This is a genomic window from Clostridium senegalense JC122 (genome assembly GCF_000285575.1).
Lineage (GTDB): Bacteria > Bacillota > Clostridia > Clostridiales > Clostridiaceae > Clostridium_J > Clostridium_J senegalense.
The window spans coordinates 1,484,205-1,498,346 of record NZ_HE611050.1 but is presented as its reverse complement, the minus strand read 5'-3'; the positions used below and the strand labels follow the sequence as shown (position 1 = coordinate 1,498,346).

Annotated in this window: 15 protein-coding genes; 14 read left to right on the top strand and 1 reads right to left on the bottom strand. The window is 28.4% G+C overall.

The features are described 5' to 3' along the window. The first annotated feature begins 301 nt into the window (after nt 1-301). Nucleotides 302-1,735, top strand: a complete 1,434-nt coding sequence (gene rho / locus CSGHG_RS07540; RefSeq protein WP_010293822.1) for a transcription termination factor Rho — start codon at nt 302-304, stop codon at nt 1,733-1,735. Between the two features lie 108 nt (nt 1,736-1,843). Here rho and rpmE read toward each other — a convergent pair whose 3' ends face one another. Next, on the bottom strand, nt 1,844-2,047 hold the full coding sequence (gene rpmE / locus CSGHG_RS07535; protein WP_010293820.1) for a 50S ribosomal protein L31: 204 nt from the start codon (nt 2,045-2,047) through the stop codon (nt 1,844-1,846). A 237-nt stretch (nt 2,048-2,284) separates the two neighbouring features. On the opposite strand from rpmE, the gene CSGHG_RS07530 reads away from it, so the two are divergent. The 13 genes from CSGHG_RS07530 (at nt 2,285) to CSGHG_RS07470 (ending at nt 14,114) form a co-directional block, all read left to right on the top strand. Next, on the top strand, nt 2,285-2,887 hold the full coding sequence (locus tag CSGHG_RS07530; RefSeq protein ID WP_010293818.1) for a thymidine kinase: 603 nt from the start codon (nt 2,285-2,287) through the stop codon (nt 2,885-2,887). Between the two features lie 25 nt (nt 2,888-2,912). Beyond that, the gene (locus tag CSGHG_RS07525; protein WP_010293817.1) at nt 2,913-3,884 is read left to right on the top strand and encodes a DUF1385 domain-containing protein; all 972 of its coding nucleotides are present in this window, start codon (nt 2,913-2,915) and stop codon (nt 3,882-3,884) included. Then, complete coding sequence (prmC, locus tag CSGHG_RS07520) at nt 3,859-4,707, top strand: peptide chain release factor N(5)-glutamine methyltransferase (RefSeq protein ID WP_010293816.1); 849 nt, start codon at nt 3,859-3,861, stop codon at nt 4,705-4,707. The genes CSGHG_RS07525 and prmC overlap by 26 nt, the downstream gene beginning before the upstream one ends. Before the next feature lie 199 nt (nt 4,708-4,906). Beyond that, nucleotides 4,907-5,986 (top strand): peptide chain release factor 1, encoded by a 1,080-nt coding sequence (prfA, locus tag CSGHG_RS07515; RefSeq protein WP_010293815.1) that lies wholly within the window; start codon nt 4,907-4,909, stop codon nt 5,984-5,986. A 329-nt stretch (nt 5,987-6,315) separates the two neighbouring features. After that, nucleotides 6,316-6,888 (top strand): hypothetical protein, encoded by a 573-nt coding sequence (locus CSGHG_RS07510; RefSeq protein ID WP_010293813.1) that lies wholly within the window; start codon nt 6,316-6,318, stop codon nt 6,886-6,888. Between the two features lie 141 nt (nt 6,889-7,029). Then, nucleotides 7,030-7,755 carry a ZIP family metal transporter gene (locus CSGHG_RS07505; protein ID WP_010293812.1) on the top strand — a complete coding sequence of 242 codons (726 nt, stop codon included), beginning with the start codon at nt 7,030-7,032 and terminating at the stop codon, nt 7,753-7,755. Between the two features lie 52 nt (nt 7,756-7,807). Then, complete coding sequence (locus tag CSGHG_RS07500; protein WP_010293811.1) at nt 7,808-8,860, top strand: L-threonylcarbamoyladenylate synthase; 1,053 nt, start codon at nt 7,808-7,810, stop codon at nt 8,858-8,860. Between the two features lie 40 nt (nt 8,861-8,900). Continuing rightward, nucleotides 8,901-9,353, top strand: a complete 453-nt coding sequence (locus tag CSGHG_RS07495; RefSeq protein WP_010293810.1) for a low molecular weight protein arginine phosphatase — start codon at nt 8,901-8,903, stop codon at nt 9,351-9,353. A gap of 38 nt (nt 9,354-9,391) precedes the next feature. Beyond that, complete coding sequence (gene rpiB / locus CSGHG_RS07490; RefSeq protein WP_010293809.1) at nt 9,392-9,841, top strand: ribose 5-phosphate isomerase B; 450 nt, start codon at nt 9,392-9,394, stop codon at nt 9,839-9,841. Between the two features lie 11 nt (nt 9,842-9,852). Then, a complete protein-coding gene (gene upp, locus CSGHG_RS07485) occupies nt 9,853-10,482 on the top strand; it encodes a uracil phosphoribosyltransferase (protein WP_010293808.1) in 630 nt (209 codons plus the stop codon). A gap of 167 nt (nt 10,483-10,649) precedes the next feature. Continuing rightward, nucleotides 10,650-12,239, top strand: a complete 1,590-nt coding sequence (locus CSGHG_RS07480) for an ABC transporter substrate-binding protein (protein WP_010293805.1) — start codon at nt 10,650-10,652, stop codon at nt 12,237-12,239. A 77-nt stretch (nt 12,240-12,316) separates the two neighbouring features. Beyond that, nucleotides 12,317-13,276, top strand: coding sequence for an ABC transporter permease (locus CSGHG_RS07475; RefSeq protein ID WP_010293804.1), 960 nt, complete (start codon nt 12,317-12,319; stop codon nt 13,274-13,276). Then, nucleotides 13,269-14,114 carry an ABC transporter permease gene (locus CSGHG_RS07470; protein ID WP_010293802.1) on the top strand — a complete coding sequence of 282 codons (846 nt, stop codon included), beginning with the start codon at nt 13,269-13,271 and terminating at the stop codon, nt 14,112-14,114. The genes CSGHG_RS07475 and CSGHG_RS07470 overlap by 8 nt, the downstream gene beginning before the upstream one ends. The last annotated feature ends 28 nt before the right edge of the window (nt 14,115-14,142 follow it).

Here is a 14,142-nt window from a genome sequence, read left to right as displayed (position 1 = left end):
GAGTTTGAAAAAATATAAAAATACAATTAAGATGCTAAAAAGAGTAATGATTTTTTCCTTTTTAACACATATTAATATTAAATTATTGTAAAAATTTATTAATAATATAAAAAAACATGTTAATTATTTGAATAATATGGATAAAATAAACTATATACGTTATAATTTATTTCAATGACGTATATTTAAATAATTTAAAAAATGTTAACATATTGTTTAAGATATAAATTTTATTATAAAAATAGTTATAATAAATTTAAAAAATAACTAGGAAGAGAGGATTGTGTAGGTGGAAAAATTAATGGAAAAGAACTTAGAAGATATGAATTTATCAGAGCTTAAAGAAGTTGCAAAAGAACTTTCTATAAAAGGAATTTCTAAGTTTAAAAAGTTAGAGTTAATAGAAGCAATAAAAAAAGTTTCACCTGTTTCAATAGAAAAATCAGGAGTAGTATTGAGAGAAAAGATTGCTCCTAAAGACAATAGGAATGATGATACTAAAACTATTGAAAGTGATGACATAGATAATAGACAAAGTCAAAATAATGGGGTAACAGAACGAGAATCTTTTGAAGAAAAGAAAGAAAGATTAAAAGAGCTTATAAGTGAATCTGGATCTTCAAAAGGTGTCTTAGAGATTAGTGACAATGGAAATTTTGGTCTTTTAAGGTCAAATAACTATTTAAGTGGTCCAGATGATATTTATGTTTCTTTATCTCAGATAAGAAGATTTAATTTAAAAACTGGAGATGAAGTATCCGGAAAGGTAAGAATACCTAAAGAAGGAGAAAAATATAAGGCTTTATTATTTGTTGAAAGTATAAATGGAGAAAATCCAGAGATAGCCGCAAGAAGAACGTCTTTTGAAAAGCTTATTCCAATATACCCAAAGGAAAGAATACAATTAGAAACTGATTCAAGTGATTTATCTTCTAGATTAATGGATATAATATCCCCAATCGGAAAAGGCCAAAGAGGCGTTATAGTAGCACCTCCTAAAGCAGGAAAAACAACACTTTTAAAGAAAATAGCTCAAAGCATATCAAAAAATCACCCTGAAATTAATTTAATTGTTTTATTAATAGATGAAAGACCAGAAGAAGTAACAGATATGCAACGTTCTATTCAAGGAGATGTAATTTATTCTACTTTTGATGAAGAACCGGAACATCATGCAAAAGTTGCTTATATGGTTCTTGAAAGAGCTAAAAGAATGGTAGAACAAGGTCAAGATGTTGTAATTCTTTTAGATAGTTTAACAAGACTTGCAAGAGCATATAATTTAACAATAACAAGAACAGGAAGAACTTTATCTGGTGGATTAGATACTGGTGCACTTTTAATGCCTAAAAAGTTTTTTGGTGCAGCCAGAAATGTTGAACAAGGGGGAAGTTTAACTGTACTTGCAACAGCGTTAGTTGAAACTGGTAGTAGAATGGATGATATGATTTTTGAAGAATTTAAGGGTACAGGAAATATGGAAGTTCATTTAGATAGAAAACTTCAAGAAAGAAGAATATTCCCAGCTATAGATATATATAAATCAGGAACTAGAAGAGAAGATTTATTATTAAGTAAAAATGAGTTAGAAATTACATATAACATTAGACAAACAATGTATAGTGATGGAAATTCACAAGGTGTTACTGAGAAATTAATAAATCTTTTATCAAAAACAAAAAATAATAAAGAATTTTTTGACATAATTGGAAAAAGTTCTGATCTATTAAAATAAATAATCAAAAAAATAGAAGCTATGAATTAAGTTTTTAATTCATAGCTTCTATTTTTATAATTTATAAAAAAATAAAAGCAAGAGAATATCTTGCTTTTTATAACCTTACTACTTAAGGTTGAATTTTTTCATGAACTTGTCAACTCTTCCGCCAGCATCAACAATTTTTTGTTTTCCAGTGAAGAATGGGTGACATTTAGAGCAAAGCTCTACTTTTAATTCATCCTTAACAGATCCAGTTGTGAAAGTTTCACCGCAAGCACATTTAACTACTGCTTCGTGATTATATTTTGGATGTATTCCGTTTTTCATGTATTTCACCTCTTTCGAATTACATATCCGTATTGTCAACTACTAAATTATATCACGGCATAAAATATAAAGTCAACAACATTAACAGTATATCCAATATTTGATAACTATAGTCTTTAAAAATGTTGAAATTAAGGGTGTTAAAAATTTTTCTTTGTTTGATTTAAAAATAATAATGGATTAAAATAAAATATACGATTTAAAATGAAGTGAAAAAATATATCTTGGAGGTGTTTTATGAGTAAATTGTATTTTAGATACGGTGCAATGAACTGTGGAAAATCTACAAATTTATTGCAAGTAGCACATAATTATGAGGAAAGAGGAATGAAAGTTCTTATAATAAAGCCAAAAACAGATACTAAAGGAGCAGATAAGGTGGTATCTAGGTTAGGTGTTACAAGAAACGTTGATTTTTGGATAGACAAAAATATAAATATATATAATTTGATAGATGATTATATGAAAAATAATGGGGATGTGAATTGTGTATTGGCAGACGAAGTTCAATTTTTCACATCAAAACAAATAGATGAGCTTTTTGAAGTAGCTGTGAAATTAAATATTCCTACAATATGTTATGGTTTAAGAACAGATTTTCAAATGAAAGGATTTGAAGGAAGTGCAAGATTACTTATGTTGGCACATAGCTTAGAGGAACTTAAAACTATATGTAATTGTGGAAAGAAAGCTCTTTTAAATGGTAGAAAAATAAATGGAAAATTTGTATTTGAAGGAGAACAAATTGCTATAGATAAAGAGGACAATATAGAGTATGAAGCATTATGTCCAAAATGTTACTTTGATTATAAAGAAATATATGAGAGTGATAAAATTTAAATTTATATTTAAGTAGGTGTTTATTATGGAAGAGGGTTTAAAGATTAAAAAAAGAAAGACTTCTGTTGGAGGGCAAGCTGTAATAGAAGGTGTAATGATGAGAGGGAAAAAGCAAATAGCTACTGCAGTTAGAGTTGATGATAATACCATAAAGGTTGATGAAAAAGAATGTAATATAGCCAGCAAGAGATTTAAAATATTATCGCTACCTATAATAAGAGGTTTTATTGCACTTATAGAGTCACTTATTATAGGTATAAATAGTTTAAATTATTCAGCATCACTATTTGAAGAGTATGAAGAAGAATCTAAATTTGATAAATGGTTTGAAAGTATTTTTAAAGATAAGAGTAATGATGTACTAGTAGGGATATCATTGGTTTTAGGAGTAGTTTTTGCATCGGTATTGTTTTTTATAATACCAACGGTACTAGCGAGTTTTATAAAAAAGTATTTAACTGCTAATACTATAATTTTAAATATAGCTGAAGGGGTCATAAGAGTTCTAATATTTTTCTTATATGTAGTGTTAATAGGAAAGCTTGATGATATAGAAAGAACATATATGTATCATGGCGCGGAACATAAGACTATAGCATGTTATGAGGCAGGAGAAGAGTTGACGCCTGAAAACGCACAAAAATACACAAGATTTCATCCTAGATGCGGAACAAACTTTTTATTTTTAGTTATGATTATAAGTATAATGATATTTTCATTAACTGGTTGGGAATCAGTATGGCAAAGAATAATATCACGATTATTATTATTGCCAGTAGTTACAGGGGTTACTTATGAAGTAATAAGATTTTTAGGAAAAAGTGAAAGTAAATTAGCAAAAATGATAGCAAAACCAGGTTTAATGTTACAAAAACTAACAACAAAAGAACCGGACTTAAAAATGTTAGAGGTTGCTATTATTGCATTAAAATCTGCTGAAGGAATAGAAGTTTCTAAAGAAGAGGTAAAAGATGAAAATAGCACAGTTATTAACTAAAGGATATGATATATTAAAAAACAATAGCATAGAAAGTTATATGATAGATACTCAATTATTACTTTGTAATGTTTTAAAGGTTGATAAATTGTATATAATGCTTAATAGAGATAAAGACGTTGAAAACGAAAAAGTAGAAAAGTTTCTAGAATTTATAGACTTAAGAAGTGAAAAAATGCCTATAAAATATATTTTAGGTGAGACTGAGTTTATGGGTATTAATTTAAATGTAAAAAAAGGAGTATTAATACCAAGACCAGATACAGAAATTTTAGTTGAGGAATGTATAAAAATTATAGAAAATAACAATCTTAAGGATATATGTGATTTATGTTGTGGAAGTGGTGCTATAGGGTTATCCATAGCTTACCATACTAAAGATACTAGTATAAATTTATATGATATTAGTGATGATGCACTGGAAGTTACTAGTGATAACATAAAAAAACTTAACATGAATAAAAGATGCCATTTAGAATTCAGCAATTTACTAGAAAAGAGTATTTTAAATAAAATAGAGTTTGATATGATAGTATCTAATCCACCTTATATAAGAAGAGATGTAATTCCTAACCTTATGGATGATGTTAAAAACTATGAGCCACACTTAGCTTTAGATGGTGGGGAAGATGGTTTGATTTTCTATAGAGAAATAGCTAAACAAAGCAAAAATGTATTGAGAAATAATGGATATATTGCTTTGGAAATTGGTCACGATCAAAAGGAAGCTGTTATTGAAATACTAGAAATAGAAGGCTTTTCAAAGATTTATAGTTTAAAAGATTTATATGAAAATGATAGAGTTGTTATAGGTCAAAAATAGTTAAATAAATCTGATTAAATTGCAAAGAAAAAAAAATATTGGTATAATGAAATGATGAAATTTATTACTTAAATATGACATTAAAAAGAGTGATTCATAACAATGGTAATAAATCTAAAAGACTGAAATATAATGAAAATTTCCTTAAGAGTTAATAAGGTTTAAAAATAAAATTTATAATGTACGGAGTGATAAAGTTATGTTAGAGAGATTGGAATTCATAGAAAATAAATATGACGAACTTTCAAATAAAATAAGCGATCCTTCTGTTATGGCAAATCAGAAAGAATGGCAAAAACTATGCAAAGAGCATTCAGATATGGAAATTATGGTTACTAAATATAGAGAGTATAAAAATGCTTTATCTAGTTTAGAAGAAAACAAAGCAATGTTAATTGAAGAAAGTGATAAGGAAATGAAAGAGATGATTCAAGAAGATATTAAAAGTCTTAATGAAATAATTGAATCATCACAAGAAGAATTGAGAATACTACTATTACCTAAAGATCCAAATGACGATAAAAACGTATTTATCGAAATAAGAGGTGGAGCAGGTGGAGATGAAGCTGCACTATTTGCTGCAAACTTATTCAGAATGTACACAAGATATGCTGAAAGAAATAGATGGAAAGTAGAAGTTATGAGTGCAAATGAAACTGATATTGGGGGTTTCAAAGAAGTTGTATTCATGGTAAAAGGTGATAAGGCTTATAGTAAATTAAAATATGAAATAGGAGTTCATAGGGTACAAAGAGTTCCAGATACAGAATCAAGTGGTAGAATTCATACTTCAACAGCTACAATTGCAGTTTTACCAGAGGTTGATGATGTAGATATAGAAATAAATGCAAATGACTTAAAAATAGATGTGTTTAGAGCTTCAGGAAATGGTGGACAATGCGTTAATACCACAGATTCAGCAGTTAGAATGACACACTTACCAACAGGACTTGTAGTATCTTGTCAGGATGAAAAATCACAGCTTAAAAATAAAGAAAAAGCATTAAAAATATTAAGAGCTAGATTATACGAACAAGCGGAAGCAGAAAGATCAGCAGGAATAGCAGAAGATAGAAGAAATCAAGTAGGAACAGGGGATAGAAGTGAGAGAATAAGAACTTATAACTATCCACAAGGAAGAGTTACTGACCATAGAATAGGTTTAACATTATATAAATTAGAAAGTTTTCTTGATGGAGATATAGATGAAATGTTAAATGCTTTAATAACAGCAGATCAAGCTGAAAAAATGAAATCAATGGGAAATAATATTGGTTAATAATTAGATAAATCTATGCTCAAAAAGTATGTTATACCTAATAATATTTAGGATTTACTTAGTATAAAAATCATACAGGATTCTAATTATGCTAAAGTTACAATTGATTTAAATTAGAATTATTATAATGGGTTTAATCAGTTTTAAAATGTATTTCAATTTAAATATTGTGAATTTTAGACATTTATAACAGTGGAATACATGCTCGTAAGCATTTTAAATTTAGATTCGAGCTTGTATCCATGTATTATACAAAAGTGAAAATGCGTTAAAATTTGAATAATGAATAAAAGTTTTTATATTTAAATTTTTTATTGGAGCGTGAGAGTATGGATATATATAAAGTCCTAAAGAAGCAAAAAAAATCTTATAAGAGATTTGTGCTGTTTATGGGCTTTATTTTTATATTATTGCCAGCAGTACTTATCTATTCAAAAATGCTTAGTGTCTTTTTTATAGCATATTTGATAATACTTGAAATATTAATATTTCAACTAATACTTATAAGATATAATGAAGAACATTTACATTTTAAACAAGTTAATAAGAAGATAGTGATAGAAGTTGGTGTATTAAGAAGAAAATATACTATACCAACAGATAAAGTAGCTATAGTACATACTGTTAAGTCTGCTAAAAGTTTTGAAATTCTAATTATAACTAAATCAAGGTTTAGAAATAAAAGGCTAAAACATGTAGATTTTAGATTTTTAGATAAACAAAAAACAATAAGCAGATATTATAATAGAGTAAGATTGGAAAATGATGATCCTTATTTTTATTTTGTAATAAGAAAAGGTGGAGTGAAAAAGTATTTATTATTAGATTTTTTATATAGAACTTGTGTTGGTGCTGCATTTACAGATGAAGCTATAGAAAAGATAAAAGAATATAGAAGTTAAGAATAAAATTAGTTTCCTTAAAATACATTGATTATGTAGGGAGTCAAACTTAAAGTTAATCTTATCATTGAAAATTTTCTAATGATAAAGTTATAAAATCAAGTTTTATACCTTATAATTTTTAATGAGTGAGGGATTTTTATGGAAACTATAATTTATATAGGTATATTTTCAGCATTAATATCTGTATTAGGAACGCTAATAGGGGCTTTGATAGGTGTTTTGTTAAAAAAGCCATCTAAAAAACTAATGGGAAGTATTTTAGGTTTTGCCACTGGAATAATGATTGCAATAATATTTTTAGAACTAATTCCAGAAGCCATAAAATATAATGGTTTTTGGATTACTCTAATATATATTCTTTTGGGCATAATAGTAATTTTAATTACTGACTTATTAAGTCAAAAAGTAAATGAAAAAAGGGATTCTCATTTAAAAGTTGCTTTTTTATTAGCTTTAGCAATGATGTTACATAATTTTCCAGAAGGACTTATAATGGGATTTGGTTTTTTGAAAGAAAGTAATTTAGGAATGAAAATGGCTATTTTAATATCTATACATGATATACCCGAAGGATTAGCTATTGCTGCACCTTTAGTTGTATCAGGGGTTAAGCCAAGTAAAATATTAAGATATGCCTTTTGGGTTGCATTTCCAACAATGATAGGTGCATGGCTAGGAATAGTGTTAGGTACCATATCTCCGTTAATTTTAGGTGGGTGCATAGCTTTTGCTAGTGGTGTTATGATATATGTAGTCTTTGGTCAAATGATGTTGGAGACAAATGAGTTAACTGATGGATTTACAGCAGGAATAACTACAATTTTAGGTATAATTATAGGATTTATAATGTTAAATACTATTTAAAAAATTATGATAAACTAAAATTATTAAATAGATAAAAAATAGAGGTGTTTTTATGGAAACAAAAGTTGCAAGATTAACAGAAGAAAATTTAGATCATGCTATATTAAAAGAAGCTGGACAAGTAATAAAAGAAGGTGGATTAGTAGTTTTTCCAACGGAAACAGTTTATGGATTAGGTGCTAACGCTTTAGATGAAGAAGCTGTGAAAAAAATATTTTTAGCAAAAGGAAGACCACAAGATAATCCTTTAATAATTCATGTTGCAGATTTTGATATAGAAAAGTATGTAAAAGAAATACCATCTGCAGCAAAAGAAATTATAAATAGGTTTTGGCCAGGCCCAATAACATTAATTTTAGAAAAAAAAGATATAATACCTGGGGTTACAAGTGCAAATTTATCTACAGTAGGAGTAAGAATGCCTAGCAATAAAATTGCATTAGAACTTATAAAAGCCTCTAATGCTCCTATAGCAGCACCATCTGCAAACATATCAGGAAGACCAAGTCCAACAGATTTAGAAAGCTGCATTGAAGATTTAAATGGCAAGGTAGAATATATATTAGGTGGGAATGAAAGTGAAGTAGGTATAGAATCTACTATAGTTGATTGTACAGCTGAACCACTATGTATATTAAGACCAGGTGGAATAACACTAGAAATGTTAAAAGAAATAGATAAAGATGTTTATATAGACCCATCTGTATGTTCAAAACCAAAAGAAGATTTTAAGCCAAAGGCGCCAGGAATGAAGTATCGTCACTATGCACCAAAAGCTCCTGTGAAAATTTTTAAAGGAGAAATTAAAAAAACTATTGCAAAAATTAACGAAATGATGTTAAATTATATAGAAAATGAAAAAAAGGTAGGAATCATAGCAACAGATGAAACTATGGAAAAATATAGTGGTGGATTAGTAAAAACTTTAGGTAGTAGAGATAGTTTAAATGATGTTGCAAAACATTTATTTAGAGTTTTAAGAAGTTTTGATTCTGAAGATGTAGATGTTATATTTTGTGAAGCCTTTGATGAAACTGGAGTTGGTTTAGCTATAATGAATAGATTAAACAAAAGTGCAGGCTTTGACATTATAGAAATTAAATAAAAAAATAGTGTGAATAAATATTGAAAGGAGAAGGATAATAATGAAGATATTGTTTATATGTACTGGTAACACCTGTAGGAGCAATATGGCGGAAGCATTGTTTAATTATCATTGCAAACTTAAAGATGTATCTGCAATTTCGGCAGGCTTATTTATTAATCCTTCCTCTAAAACCTCTTTTAATACAGGGTTTATATTAAAAGATAAGTATGACATAGATATATTGAACAGAAAGCCAGTACAATTAAATATGGAAATTATGAAGCAATCAGATTTAGTCTTAACAATGACTAAATATATGAAAACTTATATATTAAATGAAGAGCCTAGTTTTAAGGACAAGGTATTCACATTTAATGAATATTTAGGTGAAAGTGACGATATCATCGATCCTTTTGGTGGTGATATTGATATGTATTTAAAGACTTTTAACCAGTTAGAAGAAAATGTTCTATTGCTTATTGATAATTTAAAAAAAGATACTAGTAATTAACTGATATCTTTTTTTTATATAATTTGGAGGTGTTCAATTTGAGAATTGCATTAGGCAGTGATCATGGTGGATTAAGCTTAAAAAAAGAAATCATACTACATTTAGAAAAAAAAGGATATGAAATAAAGGATTTCGGAACATACACTGAAGATTCTTGTGATTATCCAGACTTTGCATTACAGGTTGCAGAATCAGTAGCAAAAAAAGAATTTGATTTTGGAATTTTAGTATGTGGTACAGGTATAGGCATTAGTATAGCAGCTAATAAAGTGCCAGGAATTAGGGCAGCACTTTGTAGTGATACTTTCAGTGCACATGCAACAAGAGAACATAATAATGCTAACATATTAGCTTTAGGTGAGCGTGTAGTTGGCAAAGGTCTTGCATTAGATATAGTAGACACTTTTTTAAATGCAGAATTTCAAGGAGACCGTCATCAAAAGAGAATAGATAAAATTACTAAAATAGAAGAAAAATATTCAAAATAGGGGGATTAAAAATGAGTAAAGTAACAATAATATCACATCCATTAGTACAACATAAATTAGCAATAATAAGAGATAAAAATACAGGTGCTAAAGATTTTAGAGAATTAGTTGAAGAGGTAGCTATGCTTATGGCATATGAAGTTACTCGTGATATGCAAGTTGAAGATGTAGAAATAGAAACTCCAATATGCAAAACAACTTGTAAAATGCTTTCAGGTAAGAAAATGGCTATAGTACCAATATTAAGAGCAGGTCTTGGAATGGTTGATGGTATGTTAAAATTAATACCAGCAGCAAAAGTTGGTCATATAGGAATGTATAGAGATGAAGAAACATTACAACCAGTAGAATATTTCTGTAAGTTACCTCAAGATATTGAAGAAAGAGAAGTAATAGTTACAGATCCAATGCTTGCAACAGGTGGTTCAGCAATTGATGCAATATGTGCTCTAAAAAGTAGAGGTGCTAAAAATATTAGATTAATGTGTTTAGTATCTTCACCGGAGGGAGTAAAAGCAGTTCAAAATGCACACCCAGATGTAGATATATACCTTGCAGGTTTAGATGAGAAGTTAAATGAGGATGGCTACATAATTCCAGGATTAGGCGATGCTGGAGATAGATTATTCGGAACAAAATAAGTTATTAAAATGATAAGTAGAACCTATCTACTTATCATTTTTTATTTGAAAAACAAATAGATAAATATCAAGTATAATAAATTTACATAATTGTTACAAATGCTTAAATTCTATGCTATTCTCTATTAAGACTATTTACAAAATAAGTTAAATAAGGGGAGATTTTTATGAAGAGCAAAAGATTTTTATGTTTTGCATTATCAGCCTTTTTAACATTAGGGCTTGTAGGCTGTGGCAATAAAAATGTAGTTGACACAAAAGGGGATTCAGCAAAAACAGAACAAACACAAATAAAAGATGGAGGAACAATGATATTTTCATCACCTACTGATCCAACATCTTTAAATCCATTTTTTCAACAAAACAGAGTAACATTTACTATAAATAGAGCACTGTTTGATCCATTATTTGTAATAGATAAGGATGAAACAAGATATTATCTAGCAGATTCTATGGAAGTATCAGAAGATAAACTTACATATAAGATAAAATTAAAAGACAATTTAAAATGGCATGATGGAGAAAAAATAACAGCAGAAGATTTAATATATACTGTTAATGTTGCTAAAGATGAAAAACAAGGAATAGAAGATAGAGAAGTCTTTATAGTAGATGGTAAGGAAGTCGAAATGAAAAAGGTTGATGATTTAACAGTTGAATTTAAGTTACCTCAACCATATGCACCATTTGATGCAGGAATAGGTTCTCTGAAAATAATTCCAAAACATGTATTTGAAGGGGAAGCGGATTTGGCGAAATCAGAAAAAAATAATAATCCAATTGGTTCTGGTCCATTTAAGTTTAAAGAGTGGAAAAAAGGAGAAATGGTTACATTAGAAAGATTTGATGATTATTATAGTGGGAAACCACATTTAGATAGTGTGGTTTATAGAATAATACCAGACGCTAATACATCTAGAGTTGCCTTTGAAAATGGTGAAATTTCAGCATCTTATTTAACAGAAGAAAGATACGAAAAATTTTCCCAAGATTCTAAATTTAATACTTTTAAATTTGAAGAAGGTATGCTAAATTACTTAGTATTTAATGAGAAGAATGAAAATTTAAAGAAAAAAGAAGTAAGACAAGCTATATGCTATGCGTTAAATAAAGAAGAGTTATTAAAAACTATGTTTAAAAATTTAGATAATACTCAAAAGGCATACTCAATTTTAACGCCAGATACTAAATATTATAGTGACGACGTTGAAAAGTATGATAATAATATAGAAAAGGCTAAAGAACTTATGAAAAGCGCTGGAGTAGATAAAATAAAAATTAACTTTCAATATATAGAGGGTGATGACAACTTAGTTATGATGGTTAAACAACAGTTAGAAGCTATAGGAATAGAGGTTGACCCTCAAAAACTTGATAAAAATACATTCTTTGCTAAAATGTTTGGCGAAGTAGAAAGAGATTATGACATAATTTATAATGGATATGTTATGGGAAATGATCCAGACGGCTATTCAAGTGCATTTACTTCAGATGGAGAGATGAATGCACAACTATATGAAAATAAAGAATTAGATGAATTATGGAAACAAGGTGCAAAAGAAGTTGATGAAACTAAAAGAAAAGAAATATATGTAAAAATTCAAAAGACACTAGCAGAAGATGCAGTTGTTTATCCTATTGAATATTCAAAGTCTTTAATAGGGGTGGATGCTAAGTTTGGTGGAATGGAAGAAGCTAAATTAGTGCCTATATATATGTTTGAAGATTTATCAAAAATTTATATGAAACAAGAATAAAATAATAAACTAGGCTCATTTACCTTTTATATAATACATTAGGTTTTTGAGCCTTTTTTAGTGAGGAAGTGAAAGTTTTGAAGAAAAAAATTTTAAAAAGAATTACGCAAGCAATACCTATGTTGTTTTTCATATCTTTTATATCATTTATGCTTATGAATTTAGCACCTGGTGACCCAGCTCAAGGTTTTATAACGCCTAGAATGTCAAAAGAACAAGCTGAATTAATAAGAGCAAGCTTAGGACTAGATCAACCAGTTATGATAAGATACTTTTCTTGGCTTAAAACAACATTAAATGGAGATTTAGGATATTCATTAATAACAAAACAACCAGTAATTAGGGAAATTGCTTCAAGAATATTGCCAACGTTAGGACTTATGGGAGCATCACTTGTTTTATCGGTAGCAATATCTATTCCATTAGGATTATATACAGCATTACATAAAAATAAGTTATTAGATAATATAGTGAATTTTTTAAGTTACATTGCTATATCAATACCGAGTTTTTGGTTTTCTATGATATTAATAACTATATTTTCTTTAAAGCTTAGATGGTTACCAAGTGTTGGAATGAGGACTATTGGTATAGAATCTGTATGGGATATAATAAAACATGGAATACTTCCTACTATTGTTCTTAGTTTTTCAAGTACAGCAGTTTTAACTAAATATGTAAAATCTAGTACAATAGGTCAACTTAAAGAGGATTATATAACTACTGCTATGGCAAAAGGATTGCCACGTAATAAAGTTTTATTCAAACATGTTATGAAAAACTCTCTTTTACCAATAGTAACAATACTAGGTATGAGTTTACCGTCACTAGTATCTGGCGCTTTTATAACTGAAACAGTCTTTGGGTGGCCAGGAATGGGAAGACTTGGTGTGAATTCTATTCAAGCGTTAGATTATCCAATGATTATGGCTATGACTATGTTAACATCAATAATGGTTCTTATAGGTAATTTGCTGGCAGATATATGTTATCTTATTATAGATCCAAGAATGCGTAGAGGTGATAGGGATGTTTAGTAATGGATGCATGGAAAGATTAAAAAGAGAGTTCAAAAAAAATAAATTAGCCAAGTTTTCTTTGATATCATTACTTATTATAATAATATGTTCGATATTTGTATTTTTAAGTCCTTATGATGCTAATAGAATAGAATTGGTTCAAAAATTTGAAGGACCAACTTTGAAGCATATATTTGGAACTGATGAGTTAGGAAGGGATTATTTTACTAGGGCTATGTATGGTACGAGAGTATCATTAATAGTTGGAATAATGTCTATGATAGTATCAGTATTTATTGGAACTTTAGTTGGAGCTTTAAGTGGATTAATAGGGGGAAAAGTAGACTCTATAATTATGAGGTTTATAGATATGCTTATGAGCATACCATTATTCTTTTTACTTTTAATTGCTAATGCTTATTTAAGACCTAGTGTAATAAATATAATAATAATAATAGGTGTATTTGGATGGATGGGTATAGCAAGAATTGTTCGTTCAGAAGCATTATCTATAAAAGAACGAGATTATGTGTTATGTTCTAAGGCGTTAGGTGCTTCGAATAAAGATATATTAAAAAGGCATATTATACCTAATGTTCTTTCTACAGTAATAGTAGCATCAAGCATAAATGTAGCAGATGCAATATTAACAGAATCCGCTCTTAGTTTCTTAGGGCTTGGTGTCCAACAACCAATGTCATCATTAGGAAGTATGTTACAGCAGGCACAGTCAAGAATGGGAGATCAAATATACTTGGCAATATTTCCAGGTCTATTAATCTTAATTATAGTAATGAGTTTTAATGTATTAGGTGATATTTTTAGGATGGGATTAGAACCTGAAAGTAATAATTAATAAAAAAGTACTTTAAAATAATTATTAT

Bases quoted from the DNA above. Each gene is read 5' to 3' on its own strand.
- CSGHG_RS07530 (WP_010293818.1), top strand. From the start codon at position 2,285: ATGAGTAAATTGTATTTTAGATACGGTGCAATGAACTGTGGAAAATCT.
- CSGHG_RS07495 (WP_010293810.1), top strand. From the start codon at position 8,901: ATGAAGATATTGTTTATATGTACTGGTAACACCTGTAGGAGCAATATG.
- CSGHG_RS07525 (WP_010293817.1), top strand. From the start codon at position 2,913: ATGGAAGAGGGTTTAAAGATTAAAAAAAGAAAGACTTCTGTTGGAGGG.
- CSGHG_RS07510 (WP_010293813.1), top strand. From the start codon at position 6,316: ATGGATATATATAAAGTCCTAAAGAAGCAAAAAAAATCTTATAAGAGA.
- CSGHG_RS07470 (WP_010293802.1), top strand. From the start codon at position 13,269: ATGTTTAGTAATGGATGCATGGAAAGATTAAAAAGAGAGTTCAAAAAA.
- upp (WP_010293808.1), top strand. From the start codon at position 9,853: ATGAGTAAAGTAACAATAATATCACATCCATTAGTACAACATAAATTA.
- rpmE (WP_010293820.1), bottom strand. From the start codon at position 2,047: ATGAAAAACGGAATACATCCAAAATATAATCACGAAGCAGTAGTTAAA.
- CSGHG_RS07505 (WP_010293812.1), top strand. From the start codon at position 7,030: ATGGAAACTATAATTTATATAGGTATATTTTCAGCATTAATATCTGTA.
- prmC (WP_010293816.1), top strand. From the start codon at position 3,859: ATGAAAATAGCACAGTTATTAACTAAAGGATATGATATATTAAAAAAC.
- CSGHG_RS07500 (WP_010293811.1), top strand. From the start codon at position 7,808: ATGGAAACAAAAGTTGCAAGATTAACAGAAGAAAATTTAGATCATGCT.
- prfA (WP_010293815.1), top strand. From the start codon at position 4,907: ATGTTAGAGAGATTGGAATTCATAGAAAATAAATATGACGAACTTTCA.
- rho (WP_010293822.1), top strand. From the start codon at position 302: ATGGAAAAGAACTTAGAAGATATGAATTTATCAGAGCTTAAAGAAGTT.
- CSGHG_RS07480 (WP_010293805.1), top strand. From the start codon at position 10,650: ATGAAGAGCAAAAGATTTTTATGTTTTGCATTATCAGCCTTTTTAACA.